The organism is Paenarthrobacter aurescens (genome assembly GCF_025421775.1).
Lineage (GTDB): Bacteria > Actinomycetota > Actinomycetes > Actinomycetales > Micrococcaceae > Arthrobacter > Arthrobacter aurescens_B.
On record NZ_JAOEFX010000001.1, the window covers coordinates 303,231 to 322,888 of the forward strand.

Consider the following 19,658-nt stretch of genomic DNA (forward strand, 5'->3'; position numbering starts at 1 on the left):
CGAAGACGTACGGGGAGCTGTGACCATGGCGTTGAAGAAAGTTCTGGCAATCGTATTGGCAGGCGGAGAAGGCAACCGACTCATGCCGCTGACGGCGGATCGGGCCAAGCCTGCGGTTCCGTTTGCTGGCGGCTATAGGCTTATTGACTTTGCACTATCCAATCTCGTTAATTCGGGATATTTGAAAATCGTGGTGCTGACGCAGTACAAATCGCACAGCCTTGACCGCCACATTTCTGAAACCTGGCGTATGTCGACGCAGCTGGGACGATACGTGGCGTCAGTTCCGGCGCAGCAGCGCGTGGGCAAGAGCTGGTTCCTCGGCAGTGCCAACGCCATCTACCAATCGCTGAACCTCATCCATGACGACGCCCCGGACATCGTGGTTGTGGTCGGCGCTGACCACGTGTACCGCATGGACTTCTCCCAGATGGTGGAGCAGCACATTGCCAGTGGCGCCAAGGCTACGGTCGCGGCTGTCCGCCAGCCGCTCAACATGGCCAACCAGTTCGGTGTCATCGAAGTGGACCAGAACGATCCCCAGAAGATAGCGGCTTTCGTGGAGAAGCCTGCCAGCACCCCCGGGCTGGCGGCTGACCCCACGCAGTTCCTGGCCTCCATGGGCAACTACGTCTTCAACGCAGATGCCCTTGTTGAAGCCCTGCATGTGGACGCGGAAAGACTCGACACAAAACACGATATGGGCGGCGACATCATCCCCTACTTCGTGGACCAAGGTGAAGCCGGCGTGTACGACTTCACGCTTAATGACATCCCCGGCGCTACCGATCGCGACCGGACCTACTGGCGTGACGTCGGAACCATCGACTCGTTCTATGACGCCCACATGGACCTCATCTCCCCCGTGCCGATCTTCAACCTCTACAACTCCGAGTGGCCGATCTACACGCGACAGAGCATTTCCCCACCCGCAAAATTTGTCCGCGGCGAGAACAACACCGTGGGAACCGCTCTCGATTCGATCGTGGCCAGCGGCGTCGTGATTTCCGGCGGCATCGTTGAGGGGTCCGTCCTCTCCAACGACGCCTACGTTGCTGCGGGCAGCCGGGTGCAGGATTCCGTGCTGATGGACAAGGTTCGCGTCGGCGAAGGTGCCGTCATTAAGCGGGCCATCCTGGACAAGAACGTCAAGGTCCCCGCTGGAGCTGCCATTGGTCTGGACCCCGCGTTGGACAAGGCCCGGGGCTACAAGGTCACGGAGTCCGGGATTACCGTCCTGGCGAAGGGGCAAGTGGTTCCCGAACCCGGTGAGGCGGAGCTTGCGTTGTCCGCACAGCATCGCCGGAGCCTCCCCGAAGCTGTCAAGGCAGCGACGCATGACGACCCCGATATCCGCGACTCCGCCGAAAAAGTAGCAGCGGGGATCCAAGCGCGGGTGGCTGACGCCGCTGCTGCGCAGGGTGCCGCGCACTAGGTCGTCGACCATCGGCTGACGAGGACAGAACCCGAGGCAGGCCACAGGCTCCCAAGGCTGTAAAATCAGGTCAATGAGCTCCACCGATCTGACGCCTGAAGAGATCCAGGCCTGCCTCAAGGTTCTGACCACGATCCACGTCTATGACGAAGAGCACCCGGACTACGTTGCCGTCCGGCGTGCCACCGGCAAGATGTTCAAAGCCGTCAAACGCCACCGCCGCGTCACCAAGCGCGACTCGATCGCGGAAGCAGACCGCGCCGTGATCGCGCTGACAGCCACCGCCGCCCCTGACAGGATCGACGACGAAACCCGCGGCAATAAGCTGGCGCCCTCCGCCACTGGAGAAATCGCGGGCCATCTCCTTCGCTCGCGACCCTGCTACATCTGCAAGAAGCACTACACACAGGTGGACGCCTTCTACCACCAGTTGTGCCCCGAATGTGCTGCTTTCAGCCATGGCAAGCGCGATGCCCGGACCGACCTCACAGGTCGCAGGGCGTTGCTGACCGGTGGACGCGCCAAGATTGGCATGTACATCGCATTGCGCCTTCTGAGGGACGGTGCCCACACCACCATCACCACGCGCTTCCCCAAGGATGCGGCACGGCGCTTCGCCGCCATGGAAGACAGCAGCGAGTGGTTGCACCGCCTCAGGATTGTAGGCATCGACCTCCGCGACCCGGCACAGGTTATGGCTTTGACGGACTCGCTCAACGAGGCCGGCCCACTGGACATCATCATTAACAATGCCGCCCAGACCGTGCGCCGCTCCGGAAATGCCTACAAGCCGCTGGTCGACGCCGAGGATGAGCCGTTGCCTGCCGCCTTGGAAGCTGCCAACGGCGGCCCTGAGCTCGTAACGTTTGGCCACGCCCATGACAAGCACCCCCTGGCACTTGCGAGCAGTGTTACCGAGCATCCGGTACTTGCCGGTGATGCGATCACTTCCTTGGCGCTGTCCACAGGATCAGCGTCGTTGGAAAGGATCGAGTCAGGCACGGCCATCGACGCCGGTGGCCTGGTTCCGGACCTGGCCTCGATCAACAGTTGGACCCAGGTAGTGGACGAGGTTGACCCCTTGGAGATGCTTGAGGTCCAGTTGTGCAACGTCACGGCGCCATTCTTGCTGGTCAGCCGATTGCGTGATGCCATGAAGCGATCCACGGCGCACCGTAAGTACATCGTGAACGTTTCCGCCATGGAGGGCCAGTTCTCCCGTGCCTACAAAGGCCCGGGGCACCCCCACACCAACATGGCCAAGGCCGCCCTCAACATGATGACCCGAACCAGCGCACAGGAAATGCTGGATTCCGATGGCATCCTCATGACCGCGGTGGACACCGGGTGGATCACGGACGAGCGTCCGCATTACACCAAAGTCAGGCTCATGGAAGAAGGATTCCATGCCCCGTTGGATCTGGTGGATGGCGCCGCGAGAGTCTACGACCCCATCGTGATGGGCGAGAAAGGCGAGGACCAGTACGGTGTCTTCCTGAAGGATTACAAGCCCTCACCCTGGTAAAAATCATACGGATTGAGCATGGATAAAGGCCCTTGGGAACGTTCCCAAGGGCCTTTATCCATGCTCCAACCTCTATGCGAGGCGCGTGATCTCCACCGAAACGGAGAGTCCCGAGCCGCCGCCACCGGACAGGATGCCCTTCAGCGGGGGAACATCGCGGTAGTCGCGGCCCCGCGCCACCGTGACGTGGTAGTCGCCTGCGGGCTTGTGGTTGGTGGGGTCCCAGCTTCGCCATTCCCCGTCCCACCACTCCAGCCAGGCATGTGACTGGCCGGCAACGGTTTCGCCGATGTCGGCCGAGGACCGGGGGTGGATGTACCCGGAAACGTAGCGGGCGGGGATGCCGCTGCAGCGCAAGGCGCCGATAGCCAGGTGGGCCAGGTCCTGGCACACTCCCTGGCGCTGCGACCAAGCCTGCTCAGCGTTGGTGGTGACCCCGGTAGTGCCCTTCATGTAGGTCATCTCACCAGCCATCCACGAGAAAACCGCCAGGGCGGCCTCGTGCGGGTTCTTGCCCTCAACAACGCCCGGGACAATTCCCAGGACTTCCTCCCCGGGCCCGCTGAGCCGGGACTGGGGCAACCAGTCGCTGAACTCGTCCTGGACCTTCTCCGAGGCAATGACGTCCCAACCAACGATGTCGTCCTCGGTAGCCACCCGTTCGGTGCGATGCACTTCCACGGTGGCTGTCGCGAGGACCTCGAGGCTCTCGTGGGGCATCTGCATGTCGAATGCCGTGACGCGGGTTCCCCAGTAGTCACGGTAGGTGCTGACGGATGCCTGGTTGGGTGAGACTTTCAGCGAGGATTCCAGGACCACCTGCTGGCCGTCGGTCAGCGGAGTCATTCTGGCCTCGTTATAGGACAACGTCACGCGACGGTTGTACTTATAGGCCGTTTTATGGACGATGCTCAGCCGGGTCATGAAACTTCTCCCACCCAGGCATGCTCATCAGCCTGATTGAAGTACTTACGGGAAATCGCGTCCGACGCCTGCGTTACGGCCTTCTGCACACGTTCCATGTGCTCAGGCAGTTCGGACATGAGGTCGTCTGTGCGGTGGAACTCAAGGAATGTCCTGGCTTGGCCCACAATGCGGCGGGCATCATTGATGAAGCCAACACGCTGCGCAGACGGATCCAACTTGGCAAGGCACTCATCTGCATCGCGCAGCGCGTAAACGATGGAACGCGGAAACAGGCGGTCCAACAGGAGGAATTCAGCGGCGTGCTGGTCGCCGAACGCAGCCCTGCGCGTGCGGATGAAGGACTCATAGGCGCCTGCACACCGGAGCATGTTGACCCACGACATTCCTGCGGACTGGACATCGCGGGTCGAGAGCATGCGGGCCGTCATGTCTGCCCGTTCAAGGGAACGGCCGAGCACCATGAACAACCAGCTTTCGTCGTGGCTGACGGTGGTGTCCGCAAGGCCGCGCACCATGGCGGTCCGTTCCAGAACCCAGTTGCAGAAGCGGTAAGTCCCCACCACGTCCTTGCGGTGTTGGTTGAGGCCGTAATAGGTGGTGTTGAGGCTCTCCCAAAGGGACTGTGAGACCGTTTCCCGCGCACGCCGGGCATTCTCCCGCGCTGCACCGAGGGAACCGGCAATGGAGGACGCGCTTTGCTTGTCGTACGCCAAAGCATGGAGAAGTTCGGGCAGGCCGAATTCCTCGCTCTGCGGCTTGGCGCCCATCACGGCAAGTAGTTCCCGGGCGACACTTCGCTGCTCCTCAAGGGGCAGGTGGTTCAGGCGCTCGAGGTGTACATCCAGGATCCTGGAGGTACCGTCGGCGCGTTCTACGTAGCGTCCGATCCAGAAGAGTGACTCAGCAATACGGCTCAGCATGGAACTGCCTCCTTCGCGTGGTGCATATCGAAGTTCAAGTGTTGGTGGATGAGGGTCACTGCTGCTGCTCCGTTTGGCGGTCGCGCCAGTTGCTCTCCACGGGCCATACGGACACCTGTTCACGCACGGTGACGGACTGGCGTGGAATGACTTCCGCGGGCATCTGCGGTGAGTTGGCCAGCACCCATGTGTCCTTGGAACCGCCGCCCTGGCTGGAGTTAACGATCAAGGAACCTTCCTTGAGGGCCACGCGGGTGAGGCCGCCAGGCAGAACCCAGACGTCGTCGCCGTCGTTCACCGCGAAAGGCCGCAGGTCCACGTGGCGAGGTCCGAACCTGTCTCCGGAGAGCGTCGGGACGGTGGAAAGCTGCAGGACGGGTTGGGCGATCCAACCGCGGGGATCTGCAATGACGCGCTTGCGCAGGGCGTCGAGCTCGTCCTTCGTGGCGTCGGGTCCGATGACCAATCCCTTGCCGCCCGAGCCGTCCACCGGCTTGACCACCAGCTCGTCAAGGCGGTCAAGCACATGCTCCCTGGCTTCCTTTTCCTCGAGCCGGAAAGTGTCGACATTGGCGATGATCGGCTCTTCGTGAAGGTAGTACCGGATCAGGTCAGGCACGTAACTGTACACGAGCTTGTCGTCGGCTACGCCGTTGCCTACTGCGTTGGCAATGGTCACTCCCCCGGCGCGGGCGGCATTGACCAATCCCGGGCAACCGAGCATGGAATCGGAACGGAACTGGAGCGGGTCCAGGAAATCGTCATCAATACGTTTGTAAATGACGTCCACGCGCTGTTCCCCGGCCGTTGTGCGCATGTACACACGGTTGCCGCGGCAAATGAGGTCCCGGCCTTCCACCAGCTCCACACCCATAAGTCCCGCGAGGAGGGTGTGCTCAAAGTAGGCACTGTTGAAGACGCCCGGGGTGAGGACAACCACCGTGGGATCGTCCACGCCCGCGGGAGCGGTCTTGCGCAGTGCAGAGAGGAGCCTGCGCGGATACTCTTCCACAGGCCGGATGTGCTGCTGGCCGAAAGCCTCGGGCAGGCCCTTGGCCATGGCCCGCCGGTTTTCCAGGACGTAGCTGACGCCGGACGGTACGCGGACGTTGTCCTCAAGGACCCGGAAGGTACCCGCGGCGTCGCGTACGACGTCAATGCCCGAAACATGGACGCGGACGCCGCCGGACGGTTCGAAACCGTGCACTGCCCTGTGGAAGTGGGCGCTGGTTGTGATGAGCTGCCTCGGAATCACCCCATCAGTTACCACAGCCATCCGACCGTAGACGTCATTCAAGAAGGCTTCGAGTGCTTTGACACGCTGGGCAACACCGCGCTCCAGCACATCCCACTCATCGGCAGGAATGACACGCGGGACGATATCGAGCGGGAACGGCCGCTCCTCCCCCGCATAGTCGAAGGTCACACCGCGGTCCAGGAAGGTGCGTGCCATGGAGTCGGCACGGGCGGTGACGTCCGCCAAGGACAGCTCGCGCAGAGCACCGGAGACCTGACCGTAGGATTTTCTGGCAACGTGGCCCGGGGCAAACATCTCGTCGTAGGCGCCACTGCGCGCAGCGGCCTCGGAGTAATCCTGGAATAGGTCAGACATGGGAAACAGGTAATCACCTTTTTGAGTCGGGCGCATTACGCGCTGATTGTGTCGCAGTTTCCGGGTACCCCCGGTTCGCCTTTCCGTGCCCCCATCCGGCAGGGTTGAGGCATGCCCTTCAACAGTCTTACGCCCCGGCTGTCCCGGCTGGGGCCCGGGTTGGTCCTGAGCATCGCTGCGACGGGTCTTGCCTTCACCATCCACACGGCGTTTCCTGTGGTCCCGGCCATGACGCTCGCTGTTGCCTTGGGCTTGCTTTCAGCAAATATACCGGGCACTGCGGCGTTGACAGCGGGGCGCGCCCGCCCGGGCCTCGACTTCGCCGGGAAACACCTCATGCGTGCCGGTATCGTTTTGCTGGGCCTCAAAGTCAGCATGGGCGATGTTCTCGGCCTGGGGTGGGTGTCACTGCTCCTGATCGCAGGTGTGGTGCTGGTGAGTTTCGCGGGAACCTATGGACTGGCGCGCTTGTTGCGTCTACCCGGTGAGGCTGCCCTGCTGATCGCCACGGGTTTTTCCATCTGCGGCGCCTCTGCGATCGGAGCCATGGCCGCGGTGCGACGTATCAAGCATCAGGACACAGTGCTGCCGGTGGCACTGGTGACTTTGTGCGGCACCCTTGCCATCGGTGTACTTCCCCTCCTCATGCATCCGCTGAATCTCAATCCCGAGCAATTCGGGGCCTGGACCGGCGCATCCGTGCATGACGTTGGCCAGGTGGTGGCCACAGCGCAAACCGCCGGAACATCGGCCCTGGCTGTCGCCGTCGTGGTCAAGTTGACGCGAGTGGTCTTGCTGGCGCCTGTGGCGGCCGCGGCGGGGCTGCACCAACGGTTCGACCATGTGCGGCAGCGCGCCAAGGGTTCAGCGGACGGGACAGAAGACGAGCGGCGTTTCCCGCCGATCGTCCCGCTGTTCGTCGTCGGATTCCTCGCCATGGTGGCGATCCGTTCCCTCGGGTGGGCGCCATCTGTGGGGCTTGACGTCGCGGCTGCCGTTCAGGACATTCTCCTGGCGACGGCCCTTTTCGGGCTGGGGTCGGCGGTTCGGATACGGACCCTGATCCACACTGGCGGGCGCGCCGTTTTGGTGGCTTTGGGGTCCTGGCTCCTCATCGCCACGCTGGGCCTGGGCGCCGCGTGGATCATGATTAGATAGCTGTGTGTCGAATCACAATCTCTCGCGCGACGAAGCCGCCACCCGTTCAGCCCTGATCACCACCCACAGCTACGACATCACCCTCGATGTCCGCGATGCGGCAGATCCCGCAGTCGCCGGGTACCCGAGTACCAGCACCCTCACTTTCTCGGCCGAGCCTGGCTCGGCCACGTTCCTGGATTTCATCGGCGGCGGCGTGCAGTCAGTGGTCCTGAACGGCCAGGCGCTTGATGCCGGCAACGTCGTGGACAGGGACAGGATCATCCTGGAAGGCCTCGCTGCCGAGAACACGGTGACGGTGACCGGTACGGCACTCTACAGCCGTTCGGGCGAAGGAATGCACCGCTTCGTGGATCCGGCCGACGGCCAGTGCTACCTCTACACACAGTACGAACCGGCGGACAGCCGCCGCGTGTTCGCCAACTTTGAACAGCCCGACCTCAAAGCCGAATTCACCTTCCATGTGATCGCTCCGGCCAACTGGCAGGTCGCTTCCAACGGAGTTGAAGCCGCGCGGGCACCTTTGGCCACTGACCCGGCGGTTGCGCAATGGGATTTCGCCACAACCAAGCGCATGTCCACCTACATCACCACCGTGCTCGCCGGGCCCTACTTCAAGGCCACAGATCACTGGGGAGCAACGCTCGACGACGGTACGCGCCTTGACGTGCCACTGGCACTTTTTTGCCGCGCCTCGTTGGCGGACTCATTCGATACCGATGAACTGTTCCGGCTGACCAAGAGCGGTTTGGCCTTCTTCAACGACCTCTTCGGCTACCCCTATCCGTGGGGCAAATACGATCAGGCGTTCGTGCCGGAATACAACCTGGGAGCCATGGAAAACCCGGGATTGGTGACCTTCACGGAAAAATACGTCTATGCCTCCCGCGCTACTGATGCCCAGTACCAGGCCCGTGCCAACACCCTCATGCACGAGATGGCACACATGTGGTTCGGTGACCTCGTCACCATGAACTGGTGGGACGACCTGTGGCTTAAGGAATCCTTCGCTGACTACATGGGGACACTGGGGGTGGACCGCGCCACGGATTGGGATACAGCCTGGGTGAACTTTGCCAGCAAACGCAAAGCCTGGGCCTATGTGCAGGACCAGCTGCCCACTACACACCCCATTGTGGCCGACATCCCTGACCTCGAGGCAGCCAAACAGAACTTTGACGGCATCACCTACGCCAAGGGTGCCTCGGTCCTGAAGCAGCTGGTGGCGTACGTCGGATTCGACGCCTTCATGGCCGGTTCCCGGCAGTACTTCCGGGACCATGAATTCGGGAATACGTCGTTGCAGGACCTTCTGAAGGCCCTCAGCAAAGCTTCGGGAAGGGACCTTGCCGACTGGGCACGCCAATGGCTGCAGACATCCGGCATTTCCACCATTGAAGCGGAGATCGTGGAAGATGAGGGGGTCCTCGGTGCGGTGACGCTCCAACAGGAGGCGATCGATCCTCTGACAGGACACCAGGAGCTCCGGCCCCACCGTATGCGGCTTGGCTTCTACGACGCCGACGCAACCGGTGCCCTTGTAAGGTCCGAAAGCATCGAAGTGGACGTTGCCGGTCCCAGCACCCTGGTGGCTGAACTGAATGGAAAACGGCGGCCGGCCCTGCTCTTGGTCAATGATGAAGACCTGAGCTACGCAAAGATCCGGCTCGATCCCGTGTCCGAACACACGGTCAGGACGTCGCTGGACAAAGTCGGAGATCCCATGGCCCGTGCCCTCTGCTGGACGGCCTTGTGGGACTCCGCCCGCGACGGTGTCACGCCTGCAGCACGGTATGTGGCCGCGGTGGAGCAGTTCGCGCCGGCGGAAACCGGCATCGGTGTCCTGCTTAACGTTCTGGGCAATGCCTCCAGCGCCATTGAACGGTTCGTGCCCGCCGCTGCGAGGGGCGGGGTTCGCAAAGGCTTCCTGGCAGTTGCAGCCGGCCAGTTGCAGGCTGCTCCGGCAGGATCGGACCAGCAGCTTGCCTGGGCCCGAACGCTGGCGGATGTCTCCCTGCACGGTGACAGCGAGCTTTCCTTGCTGCGGGGCCTCCTCGAAGGCACCACCGTGGTGCAGGGCCTGGCCGTTGATGCGGAACTGCGGTGGAGCCTCTGGCAGGCGCTGTCCGCCCACGGACAGGCTACGCAGGCTGAGCTGGACCGGGAACTTGCAGCGGATAAGACGGCATCAGGCCGGGAGGGGCACGCGCTGGCGTCGGCCGCCCGTCCCGACCCCTCGGTGAAGGCCGCTGCATGGGACTCCGCAGTCAACAGCACCGGGCTGTCCAACGAGATCCTCAGCGCGACCATCGCGGGCTTCGCCGTGGCTCCGGGGTCACTGCTGGAGCCATACATCGAGCCCTACTTTGAGAACCTGGAACGCGTCTGGGCGGAACGCAGCATTGAAATCGCCGGCAGGATCGTTCGGGGACTATTCCCCGGAGCCCAAGACCTGCCGGACGGCACACAGCCTTCCGGACACCCCGTCCTGGTCCGTGCCGACGAGTGGCTGCGGAGCCACCCGGACGCTCCCAGGGCATTGCGTCGCATTGTCATCGAGCAGCGAAGCCATCTGTTGCGGGCCCTGACGGCGCAGGCCGTCCCCAGTTAGGCCTTAGGTCACGGAACCCGGTTAAGCCACTCCTGGGTGCCAAACTTCTGGTCCACGCGGTTCCTGGCCTCTTCCAGTTCGGTTTCTGTGAGCCGGGACTCCACTGCGCCATATCGCTCCGCGAAAACCTCCTGCATGGCCTGCAGGATCACTGAGCGGGCCAGGCCGGTCTGGCGGCGCAAGGGGTCCACGCGCTTCTTGGCGCTGCGTGTTCCCTTGTCTGAGAGCTTCTCCTTGCCGATCCGCAGGACCTCAACCATCTTGTCGGCATCGATGTCGTAGCTCATGGTCACGTGGTGCAGCATGCCCCCGTTGGCAAGCCGCTTCTGCGCCGCGCCGCCGATCTTGCCCTGCTCGGTTGCTATGTCATTCAGAGGCACGTAGAACGCAGTGATACCGAGTTTCTCCAGGGCTGCCATGACCCAGGCATCCAGAAACGCGTACGAGTCGGCGAAGCTGATACCGTCCACGAGGGTCTGCGGCAGGTACAGCGAGTATGTGATGCAGTTGCCGGCCTCCATGAACATGGCACCGCCACCGCTGATACGGCGAACCACCGTGATGCCGTGGCGGGACACGCCTTCCGGATCCACCTCGTTCCGTACTGACTGGAAGCTGCCGATGACCACGGAAGGCTCTTCCCAGTCCCAGAACCGCAGGGTGGGGTTTCGCCGCCCCACGCCGACCTCCTCTGTGAGGACTTCGTCCAGCGCAACATTCACCTGGGTGGGGAGGATTGATGGCGGGATGACTTCCCACTGGTGGTCCGCCCAGCCGGTGGCTTTGGACAGTGCGCGGCGGACGGTTACAGCTACAGCTTCTGCAGAGAATCCGAACAGCACGGCCCCTTCGGGCAGCCCGGCCGTGACGGCTGTTGCGATCTCGGCTGCGGAGGAGCTCTCCGGAAGTCCTGTCAAGGCGCGGTTGATGTCCAGCAGTGCCTCATCGGGCTCCAGGAAAAAATCGCCGCTCAGGGAGACGTTGGCAAACCGTCCGTTCACCACGTCCAGGTCCACCACCACCAGTTTGCCGCCAGGAACTTTGTATTCACCGTGAGGGCGCGTGCCGTCGTCGAATATTCCAGGAGCAGGATGCAAAGTCATGTGTTCCATCTTGCCGGAAAACGCAAAGGCCCGCATAGCCGGAATTCCGGCGATGCGGGCCTTCGAAAAGACTTGGGGTGAAGTGGGTTACTTCTTGCCGCCGAAGCCCTTGAAGCGAGCGTTGAAGCGCTCGACGCGGCCAGCGGAGTCCATGATGCGCTGCTTGCCCGTGTAGAACGGGTGGGACTCCGAAGAGATTTCGACGTCGATAACCGGGTAGGTGTTTCCGTCTTCCCACTCGATGGTCTTCGAAGAAGACACGGTGGACTTGGTCAGGAACTGCGTACCGGAAGCCAGGTCGTTGAAAACAACAGCTTCGTACTTCGGGTGGATATCAGACTTCATAATGGGACCTTTTGTTCACGCAACTGGATTTTGCCAGCTGCCAGGTATGAATGGAGGTGGTCCGTTACTGAAACATGAATATTCCAGCGGCCGGGCCAACAACCAATCATAGCGGAAACGGCCATGCCATACGAACCGGGTTCAGTCGCGCGGACGGAGTTCCCAGAAGGCGACTGCCGAGGCGGCAGCAACGTTGAGTGAGTCGACGCCTGGCCGCATCGGAATTTTGACGGCGAGGTCGACGGCGGCCAGCGTGTCCTGGCTCATGCCGGCACCTTCGGTACCGAGCACCAAAGCGAGTTTAGGGATCTGCATGGCGGCGAGATCGTCCAAATCCACGGCATCATCCGTCAGCTCCATGGCCGCCACTGTGAAACCTTGCTCCTTCAGCCGGCCCAAGTCATCGGGCCAGTTCTCCAACCTCGCCCAAGGGACCTGGAAGACCGTGCCCATGCTGACGCGAACACTGCGCCTGTACAAGGGGTCGCCACAGCGCGGGGATACCAGGACGGCGTCGACACCGAGTGCGGCAGCCGAGCGGAAGATGGCTCCGACGTTGGTGTGGTCCACGATGTCTTCGAGCACAGCGACGCGGCACGCGTCCGCCAGGAGCAACTCCAGGGGGACGGGAGCCGGCCGGTGCATCGCCGCCATGGCCCCGCGGTGCAGGTGGAACCCAGTGATTTCCTCCAGCAAGGAGGCCTTGCCAATGAAGACGGGAACGTCAGGATACGCCTGGAAGACGTCGTGGAGGTCTTCCAGCCATTTCTCCGCCAGGAAGAAGGACCGGGGTTGGTGTCCTGCCGCCAGGGCCCTGCGAAGGACCCTTGAAGATTCGGCGATGTACATACCTTCCTCGGGCTCGCGGAGCTTCCGTAGGTGCACATCGGTGAGAGTGGTGTAGTCCGTCACGCGGGGATCATCGGCGGACTCGAGGTAGTGGAATGTCACCGGGTGATTATTTCAGGAGGTTAGCAATCATGAACCCAAGGGCAACGATGCCGAGGGTGAAGATCACTGCCCGCAGGACCCGCGGCGACAGCTTCCTGCCCACCCGTGAACCAACAAGTCCACCGATGGTGGAACTGACGGCAATGAGGAGGACGACGAGCCAATTAATGCGGTCGAAGGCGAAGATCAAATAGGAGATCGCTGCCACCATGTTGACGCCCAACACCAGAAAGTTCTTCATGGCGTTGGCGTTTTGCATGGTGCCCGTGAGGAACACACCGAGGATGCCCACCAGCAAGATCCCCTGCGCCGCTACGAAGTAGCCACCGTAGACGCCGGCAAGGTAGACGAGGACCACCAGGAGGATCCCATGGCTGCGGTCGCGGATGGCGTGTTCAGGATTCAGCTCCCTGTTGCGCACCCATGCCTGCAGTTTTGGCTGGAACAGGACCATCAGGAGGGCGAGCACCAGCAGAACAGGCGCCACATAGTGGAATACCTTTTCTGGCAGGTGCAGCAGTAACCAGGCACCAGTGATGCCGCCCAACAGTGAAGCGGGCAGCAGCTTCATCAGCTGCCGTCCCCTTCCCGCCAACTCACGGCGATACCCCCAGGCTCCCGCCGCAGTGCCGGCAACAAGGCCCATGGCGTTGCTCATGGACGCAACCACGGGGGTGATGCCGATGGCAATGAGTACCGGGAACGTCACCAGTGTGCCGGAACCGACCACCGCATTGATGGTGCCGGCCCACAAGCCCGCGAAAAAGACCAGAATGCTGCTAAGAATTTCCATAGTTGTCTACGACTCCGGCCTAGCGGCGGGCTGTGGCTGTGTAGCGGCCACTGTTTTCCGAAACGTCCAAGGCAAGGCCGAAGGTGTTGCTCAAGTGTTCGTCGGTAAGGACTTCCTTAATGGGGCCGGCGGCAACCACTCCGCCTTCGCGGAGCAGCATGGCGTGGGTGAACCCCGGCGGTACTTCTTCAAGGTGATGGGTCACCAGGACCATGGCCGGGGCTGCTTCGTCGCTGGCCAGCTCGCCCAGCTTGTGGACCAGTTCCTCACGACCCCCGAGATCCAGGCCGGCTGCCGGCTCGTCCAGGAGCAACAGTTCAGGATCGGTCATGAGGGCGCGCGCAATTTGAACGCGCTTGCGCTCCCCCTCGGACAACGTGGCAAAGGTCCGGTTAAGCAGCGGCCCCATTCCCCAGTCGTTGAGGAGGCCGAAGGCGCGGCGTTCATCGTCGCGCTCGTATCCTTCACGCCAGCGTCCGGTAACACCGTAGGCGGCGGTGACCACGACGTTCAGGACGTTCTCGTGCTCGGGAATCTGGGTGGCAAGCGCAGCCGAGGAGAGTCCAATCCGGGGGCGGAGTTCGAAGACGTCAACGCGGCCCAGGACCTCATCCAGGATCCCGGCCTTTCCGCTGCTGGGGTGGAGCCGGGCTGCGGCAATTTGGAGAAGGGTGGTCTTGCCGGCGCCGTTCGGTCCCAGGATGACCCAGCGTTCGCCTTCGTTGACCTCCCAGTCAACCTTGTCCAGCAGGGTTTTTTTGCCTCGGACAACGCTGACGGAAGCCAATTCCAGAACATCACTCATAGCAGTAGACACTAGGACAAAAATCCATATGACTGATAACCGGTAACTGCGCCGCGTTTGTGTCGCGAAACGAATTCGGGTGCGTGCGGCGCCCTCAGTAGGATTGAGGCCATGACTTCGAACTTGGCTGCGGTCAGCTATGGCGTGAATTTGTCCCACGAATCCCTCGAGAAGGTGCGGAAGGCACTTGCCCGCGCAGGCGCTGCAGTGTCATCGGAATCACATGGCGGAGACGAGCGCTTTAGCGTCTTTACGGCGGGCCTTACCGCGGACACGGATGCCTCCGCGGACCTTGACGCGGTCCGTCGCCAGGTGGCTGAGGCCGCCAGCGCGGGAGTCGACACGGCCATAGTTCCGGAAGGACTGCGCCAGGCATCCCGCAAGCTCCTGATCATGGACGTTGATTCAACGCTGATCCAGCAGGAAGTCATCGAGTTGCTGGCAGCCCATGCCGGCAAGCGCGAGGAAGTCGCCGCAGTCACGGAGGCCGCCATGCGCGGCGAGCTGGACTTCGCCCAGAGTCTCTACGCCCGGGTCGCTGTCCTCGCGGGACTTCCGGCCGACGTCGTCGATGCTGTCCGGAGAGAGGTGCGCCTCAGTCTTGGGGCGGCGGAACTCGTGGCCGCGTTTAAGGAAGCCGGCCATGTAGTGGCTGTGGTATCCGGTGGGTTCAACCAAATCCTGGGTCCCATCGCCGAGGAACTCGGCTTGGATTACTGGATTGCCAATGAGCTGGAAATTGTCGACGGCGCGTTGACCGGCAAGGTTCTCGGCGCTGTCATTGATCGTGCCGCCAAGGAAAAGTACCTCCGTGAATGGTCGGCTGCTGAGGGCATCAGCCTGGAGCACACCATTGCGGTGGGCGACGGCGCCAACGACCTCGATATGCTTGGCGCCGCAGGCATTGGCATTGCGTTCAATGCCAAACCAGCTGTGCGCGCAGTCGCCGACGCCGTCATCAACATGCCGTATCTGGATGCTGTCCGGCACATCGCCAACGTCTGATTCCTTTCTTCTCCTGATCTCCAGGCCTATGCCCGGGCGTAAAGTCCCCTGGGCATAGGCCGCTTTCGTGTGTCCATATGCGGCCCTGGCTGCTGTGCAGTGGAAAACTGAAACTCAGAATCACATTTCGTGACGCAATATTCCGAACTTTTTATCAAATTGTCATTAATGAAAAGTCTTGCCTCTTCAAACACTCCAAATGCATCGTGTTTGCGGATATTTGAATCATTGATGTGTAAAGTTCAATACTTGGTAGGGATATCCGTGAATCATGCGGCAACCCGGGATGACGGAAGTGCAGGGGCAGGGAGTGAACCGTTCGGTAGGCACATGGAAATGGTGGAGACGCCGCGATGAATTCGCGTCGCCGGAATACCTCCATGCTTCGCCGATTGAGGACACTACGTCACTCCACGAAATCCTCCAGGACGGGTATTTCGACGCGGAGGAAACGGAAATGGCCGCCACCGCGCGGGAATCAGCCCGCAACGCGCCGGAGCATCAGGAAGCCCGAACTGTCTACTTCACGGCTACCGGTGAATACACAACAGAACAGGAAGAACTTATTATGAGCTCACTCGATGAAGCTACAAAGCAACTGCTGTCCATCGAAGGCGCCACTGGCGCGGCTATCGTGGACTACTCCAGCGGAATGGCCTTGGCCCAGGGCGGAAGCCCTGGCTTCGACCTCGGCGTGGCCGCGGCCGGCAATTCGAATGTTGTCAGCTCAAAGCTGCGAACCATGGCCGACCTCGGCTTGGACAGTCAAATCGAAGACATCCTCATCACGTTGGATTCGCAGTACCACTTGATCAACGTTTTGAACTCCTCCGGCGCGAAGGGCCTGTTCGTGTACTTGGTGTTGGACCGCACGTACGCAAATCTGGCGCTGGCACGCCACAAGCTCAGCAACATCGCCAAAGCGGTGGCCATCTGATCTCCTAAAGAACAACGCCAAGGGACGGCCGTGCATGGCGCGGCCGTCCCTTACGTTCATCCGGGCAGGGAGGGGCGTTAGCTTTTCGCGCGGCGCGCGTCGCCGGATTCGAACTTAGCACCCAACATGTGGTGCACAAGGACGTCCTCATTCGTGTTGGCGTTGGCCTCGATGGTAACGAGCTCGCCGTCGCGCATCACGCCAATCCGATGGCACCAGCTGACCATTTCAGACAGGTCTGACGACAAGAGGATGATCGCGACGCCCGTCTGGCTGACTTCGTTGAGCATCCTGTACACGACCTCCTTGGCTCCGATGTCGATGCCACGGCTGGGATGGCTGAGGATCAGGACGTCACATTCGGTAGCCATCCATTTGGCGAGTTGGACTTTCTGGCGGTCGCCGCCGGAAAGCGTGGTGATGTTGCCCTGGATGTTTGTCGTATTGATGCGCATGCGCCGAACCACGTCAGCCACGCCCCGAAGTTGGGTAATCTCATCCTGCAGACTGCCACTGTCCGTTTCTGCACCCTGTCGAAGCCCCTGCACAATGCTGGATTCGGCTTCCAAATTATCTACGTTGTCTGAGGCGTAGCCGATCTTCAGGCGAGCCGCATCCTGCAGGCCCCGGATCTGTACAGGACTTCCGTGCATGAAGATCCGGCCCGCCGTATGTGGGTGAATGCCTGCAAGCGCTTCAACCAGTTGGTAGACGCCCGAGCGGTGGGTTCCCACCAGTCCGAAAATTTCCCCTTTGGCAACACTAAAAGTCACATCCCGCACGCTGTCCCCCACGCCGAGACTCTGGATCCGCAAGGCCTCTTCACCACTTGCTGGATCAGCAGGCCGGGTAATGCCCTCCAGCTCCTGCTGAAGCAAGAGGAAAGTAAGTTCGTCGACGTCGGTCTGGCTGGCTTCCAGGATCCTGTGCACCTTGCCGTCCCGCATGACAGCGATGCGGTGTGCGATGGCTCGGACTTCGTCAAGGCGATGGGTGATATAGATAATTGCCCGCCCTTGCCGGGTCAGCATCCGCAAAACCTGATGCAGGACCGCTACGTCATGGTCCGGAAGTGATGCGGCCACCTCGTCCATGATGACCAACTGGGCTTCTTCGGCAACCATTCTCAGCACCTCGACGAGTGCCTGTTCCGCGCGGATCAGGGTGCCCACTTTCGCGTCGGGATCCATGCTGATTCCGATCTCGCGGATCAGTCTGCTTGCTTGTTCCCGGAGGTCGGCATGGGACTTTCCGGCCTGAAAAGTTCCGCGGAAAATCGCCTCGGTGATGGTCAAGGCAGGGTCGATCTGGAAATTCTGGGGAATGAGCCCGACTCCGCACGCTTTGGCTTCCTCCAGGGATTCCGGCCCGTACTTCTCCCCGGCCAAAGTAATCCGTCCAGCATCATGCTTATGGGATCCTGCCAAAACGCCCATAAGAGTTGTTTTTCCTGCGCCATTGGTGCCGATCAGCCCCAGTATCTCGCCTCGATGCAACGAAAGGCCGACGCCTTTGAGGATTCGCCGCTGGTCGTACGACGCGTAAATATCATCAGCATGCAATAACAGGTCCAAAGAAGCTCCTAGTACCAAGGGAAAATAGCCACCCCAGCGAGTCAATTGCGAAGCTTCCTGCACACTTCCTGCGGCGGTTGATTGAGTCAGAAACTCCCCCATTAGGGTTTATGCAGCCTTCGGACAACTGCAAATGAAGGCGCCTTGGAGAGTCAATCAGATGAGACTCCTTAATGCAAAGCGTGTAAGTTGAAACAACTATTGCTATTTCGTGACGCGATAAAGTCCATTAATTATCAAATCGTTATGTCCAGATCTTGTTCCACCGGCCGTCGACCTCTGGCCCCTTGAGGTCGTCCGGCATTAAACAACAGTGGCCCGGGACGGGTGTCCCGGGCCACAGTTGAGTGAGGCGTTTGTTACTCGGAAGCCTTATTGAAGTAGTCGGCTCCGCCAACGTATTCGGTGTGGCCGGATTCGACGTCGGCGGTCACCATTTTGGCCACCTCAGCCGCGAATTCCTCCACGGAGTAGAGCTTGCCGGCTTCCGCGCGGCGTGCTTCGATGGCGCCGGGGTTAGAGCGGTCGAGCAAGGTGGCTGTGACCGTGCCCTCAATCATGTCGCCTGAGACGACCACCAGCGAGATTCCCTTGTCCGCCAAATTGGGCAGGAGGGCGCGCAGAGCATCCTCACCGGCCCGCTTGCTCTTGGCCACGGGCTCGTACTCGGGCATGGTGGGCACTGTCTCGACGAAGTGTGCCTGGTGGCTGGTGACGAAGACAACGCGCGAGCCTTCCGGCATGAGCGGAACAGCGGCATTGAGCATGTTGATTTGGGCATCGCGGTTCAACTTGAGGGCGTAGCCCTCCTCCATGCCCGATTCCATGCCGCCGGACGCGTTCAGCACCAGAACGTCGAGGGAGCCGAATTCCTCCATGGCGGTGCTGGCCAGTGCGTGCACGCCTTCGTCCGTGGTCAGGTCCGCGCCGACAGCCGCCGCGCGGCCGCCAGCTGCCTGGATCCCAGCCACTACCTTGTTGGCGCGGGGTGCCTTCTGGCGGTAATTGACAACGACGGCGGCACCCTCGCCGGCGAGGATCTTGGCAACCTCAGCGCCAATGCCCCGCGAAGATCCCGTGACGATGGCCGTCTTGTTATCCAGCATTCCCATTCGTGCTCCTTTTGTTCACTTCGTCCAAATTCCGTGGGCTCGACTTCCATCATGCCAGCGGCCGGATTGAAATCTGTTGTCGGCCCCGGACAAAAAACTGCCTTGGAGGCTGGCGGGCTAGTGGCCCATCCCGAGGCCGCCGTCCACCGGGATCACCGCTCCTGAGATGTATGCGGCTTCGTCGCTGGCAACCCAGCGCACAACGTCCGCTACTTCGGAGGCTTCAGCGAAACGTCCCGCCGGAACATTGGCCAGATACGACTTTTGGGTATCTTCCGGCAACTCAGCTGTCATGTCGGTGTTGATGAAGCCTGGTGCAACCACGTTGGCAGTAATACCGCGGCTGCCCAGTTCGCGGGTCAAGGACCGCGCTATGCCCACCATGCCTGCCTTGGAAGCGGAGTAGTTAATCTGGCCCGGGGCGCCGTAAAGGCCGGAGACAGAAGAGATAAGGACAACCCGGCCCTTGCGAAGCCTGATCATTCCCTTGGAGGCCCGCTTGATAACCCTGAAGGCGCCGGTCAGGTTGGTGTCCAGCACCGAGGTGAAGTCGTCCTCGCTCATACGAAGCAGCAGCGTGTCCTTGGTGATGCCCGCGTTGGCCACCAGTACTTCCACCGGGCCGTGTGCCTCTTCGACGATTTTGAAAGCTGCGTCAACGGAGGCTTCGTCCGTGACATCGGCTTTAACGCCCAGGATGCCTTCAGGCAGCTCTGTTTCACTGCGGTAGGTGACGGCAACTTTGTCACCGTTGGCAACGAACGATTGCGCGATGGCAAGACCGATGCCGCGGTTGCCGCCTGTAATGAGGACGCTGCGTCCAGTGGATACTGCTTCAGACATAC

Annotated in this window: 17 protein-coding genes; 6 read left to right on the forward strand and 11 right to left on the reverse strand. The window is 61.3% G+C overall.

Annotated features, from left to right (window positions below):
• Positions 1 to 19: 19 nt before the first annotated feature.
• Positions 20 to 1,435 (forward strand): glucose-1-phosphate adenylyltransferase, encoded by a 1,416-nt coding sequence (glgC, locus tag N7568_RS01450; RefSeq protein ID WP_261608138.1) that lies wholly within the window; start codon positions 20 to 22, stop codon positions 1,433 to 1,435.
• A gap of 73 nt (positions 1,436 to 1,508) precedes the next feature.
• Positions 1,509 to 2,960, forward strand: coding sequence for an SDR family NAD(P)-dependent oxidoreductase (locus tag N7568_RS01455; RefSeq protein ID WP_261608139.1), 1,452 nt, complete (start codon positions 1,509 to 1,511; stop codon positions 2,958 to 2,960).
• A gap of 72 nt (positions 2,961 to 3,032) precedes the next feature.
• Here the strand turns inward: N7568_RS01455 and N7568_RS01460 are convergent, their stop codons facing one another.
• The 3 genes from N7568_RS01460 to N7568_RS01470 are packed head-to-tail and all read right to left on the reverse strand — an operon-like array spanning position 3,033 to position 6,419.
• A complete protein-coding gene (locus N7568_RS01460; protein WP_261608140.1) occupies positions 3,033 to 3,884 on the reverse strand; it encodes a transglutaminase family protein in 852 nt (283 codons plus the stop codon).
• A complete protein-coding gene (locus N7568_RS01465) occupies positions 3,881 to 4,807 on the reverse strand; it encodes an alpha-E domain-containing protein (RefSeq protein ID WP_261608141.1) in 927 nt (308 codons plus the stop codon). The genes N7568_RS01460 and N7568_RS01465 overlap by 4 nt, the downstream gene beginning before the upstream one ends.
• 55 nt (positions 4,808 to 4,862) lie before the next feature.
• Positions 4,863 to 6,419, reverse strand: a complete 1,557-nt coding sequence (locus N7568_RS01470) for a circularly permuted type 2 ATP-grasp protein (protein ID WP_261608142.1) — start codon at positions 6,417 to 6,419, stop codon at positions 4,863 to 4,865.
• 111 nt (positions 6,420 to 6,530) lie between these two features.
• On the opposite strand from N7568_RS01470, the gene N7568_RS01475 reads away from it, so the two are divergent.
• Positions 6,531 to 7,577: a YeiH family protein gene (locus N7568_RS01475; protein WP_261608143.1), complete on the forward strand. Its 1,047-nt coding sequence runs from the start codon at positions 6,531 to 6,533 to the stop codon at positions 7,575 to 7,577.
• Positions 7,578 to 7,581: 4 nt separating this feature from the next.
• On the forward strand, positions 7,582 to 10,188 hold the full coding sequence (pepN, locus tag N7568_RS01480; protein ID WP_261608144.1) for an aminopeptidase N: 2,607 nt from the start codon (positions 7,582 to 7,584) through the stop codon (positions 10,186 to 10,188).
• Between the two features lie 8 nt (positions 10,189 to 10,196).
• On the opposite strand, the gene N7568_RS01485 is transcribed toward pepN, so the two are convergent.
• The 5 genes from N7568_RS01485 to N7568_RS01505 all read right to left on the reverse strand — a co-directional run bounded on the left by N7568_RS01485 (position 10,197) and on the right by N7568_RS01505 (position 14,185).
• Complete coding sequence (locus tag N7568_RS01485) at positions 10,197 to 11,291, reverse strand: lipoate--protein ligase family protein (protein ID WP_261608145.1); 1,095 nt, start codon at positions 11,289 to 11,291, stop codon at positions 10,197 to 10,199.
• 87 nt (positions 11,292 to 11,378) lie between these two features.
• Positions 11,379 to 11,636, reverse strand: coding sequence for a type B 50S ribosomal protein L31 (locus N7568_RS01490; protein WP_017200906.1), 258 nt, complete (start codon positions 11,634 to 11,636; stop codon positions 11,379 to 11,381).
• Positions 11,637 to 11,777: 141 nt separating this feature from the next.
• The gene (locus tag N7568_RS01495; RefSeq protein WP_261608146.1) at positions 11,778 to 12,587 is read right to left on the reverse strand and encodes a TrmH family RNA methyltransferase; all 810 of its coding nucleotides are present in this window, start codon (positions 12,585 to 12,587) and stop codon (positions 11,778 to 11,780) included.
• Between the two features lie 7 nt (positions 12,588 to 12,594).
• Positions 12,595 to 13,380: a sulfite exporter TauE/SafE family protein gene (locus tag N7568_RS01500; protein ID WP_261608147.1), complete on the reverse strand. Its 786-nt coding sequence runs from the start codon at positions 13,378 to 13,380 to the stop codon at positions 12,595 to 12,597.
• Positions 13,381 to 13,399: 19 nt separating this feature from the next.
• A complete protein-coding gene (locus N7568_RS01505; protein ID WP_261608148.1) occupies positions 13,400 to 14,185 on the reverse strand; it encodes an ABC transporter ATP-binding protein in 786 nt (261 codons plus the stop codon).
• A 111-nt stretch (positions 14,186 to 14,296) separates the two neighbouring features.
• Between N7568_RS01505 and serB the strand changes: the two genes are divergently transcribed.
• Together serB and N7568_RS01515 are read left to right on the forward strand one after the other, a co-directional pair.
• Positions 14,297 to 15,190, forward strand: a complete 894-nt coding sequence (gene serB, locus N7568_RS01510; protein WP_261608149.1) for a phosphoserine phosphatase SerB — start codon at positions 14,297 to 14,299, stop codon at positions 15,188 to 15,190.
• A 310-nt stretch (positions 15,191 to 15,500) separates the two neighbouring features.
• Positions 15,501 to 16,127, forward strand: coding sequence for a hypothetical protein (locus N7568_RS01515; protein ID WP_261608150.1), 627 nt, complete (start codon positions 15,501 to 15,503; stop codon positions 16,125 to 16,127).
• 77 nt (positions 16,128 to 16,204) lie between these two features.
• Here the strand turns inward: N7568_RS01515 and N7568_RS01520 are convergent, their stop codons facing one another.
• The 3 genes from N7568_RS01520 to N7568_RS01530 form a co-directional block, all read right to left on the reverse strand.
• On the reverse strand, positions 16,205 to 17,803 hold the full coding sequence (locus N7568_RS01520; RefSeq protein WP_261608151.1) for a sugar ABC transporter ATP-binding protein: 1,599 nt from the start codon (positions 17,801 to 17,803) through the stop codon (positions 16,205 to 16,207).
• A 257-nt stretch (positions 17,804 to 18,060) separates the two neighbouring features.
• Positions 18,061 to 18,813, reverse strand: a complete 753-nt coding sequence (locus N7568_RS01525; protein WP_261608152.1) for an SDR family oxidoreductase — start codon at positions 18,811 to 18,813, stop codon at positions 18,061 to 18,063.
• A gap of 117 nt (positions 18,814 to 18,930) precedes the next feature.
• A complete protein-coding gene (locus tag N7568_RS01530) occupies positions 18,931 to 19,656 on the reverse strand; it encodes a beta-ketoacyl-ACP reductase (protein WP_261608153.1) in 726 nt (241 codons plus the stop codon).
• Between the last annotated feature and the right edge of the window lie 2 nt (positions 19,657 to 19,658).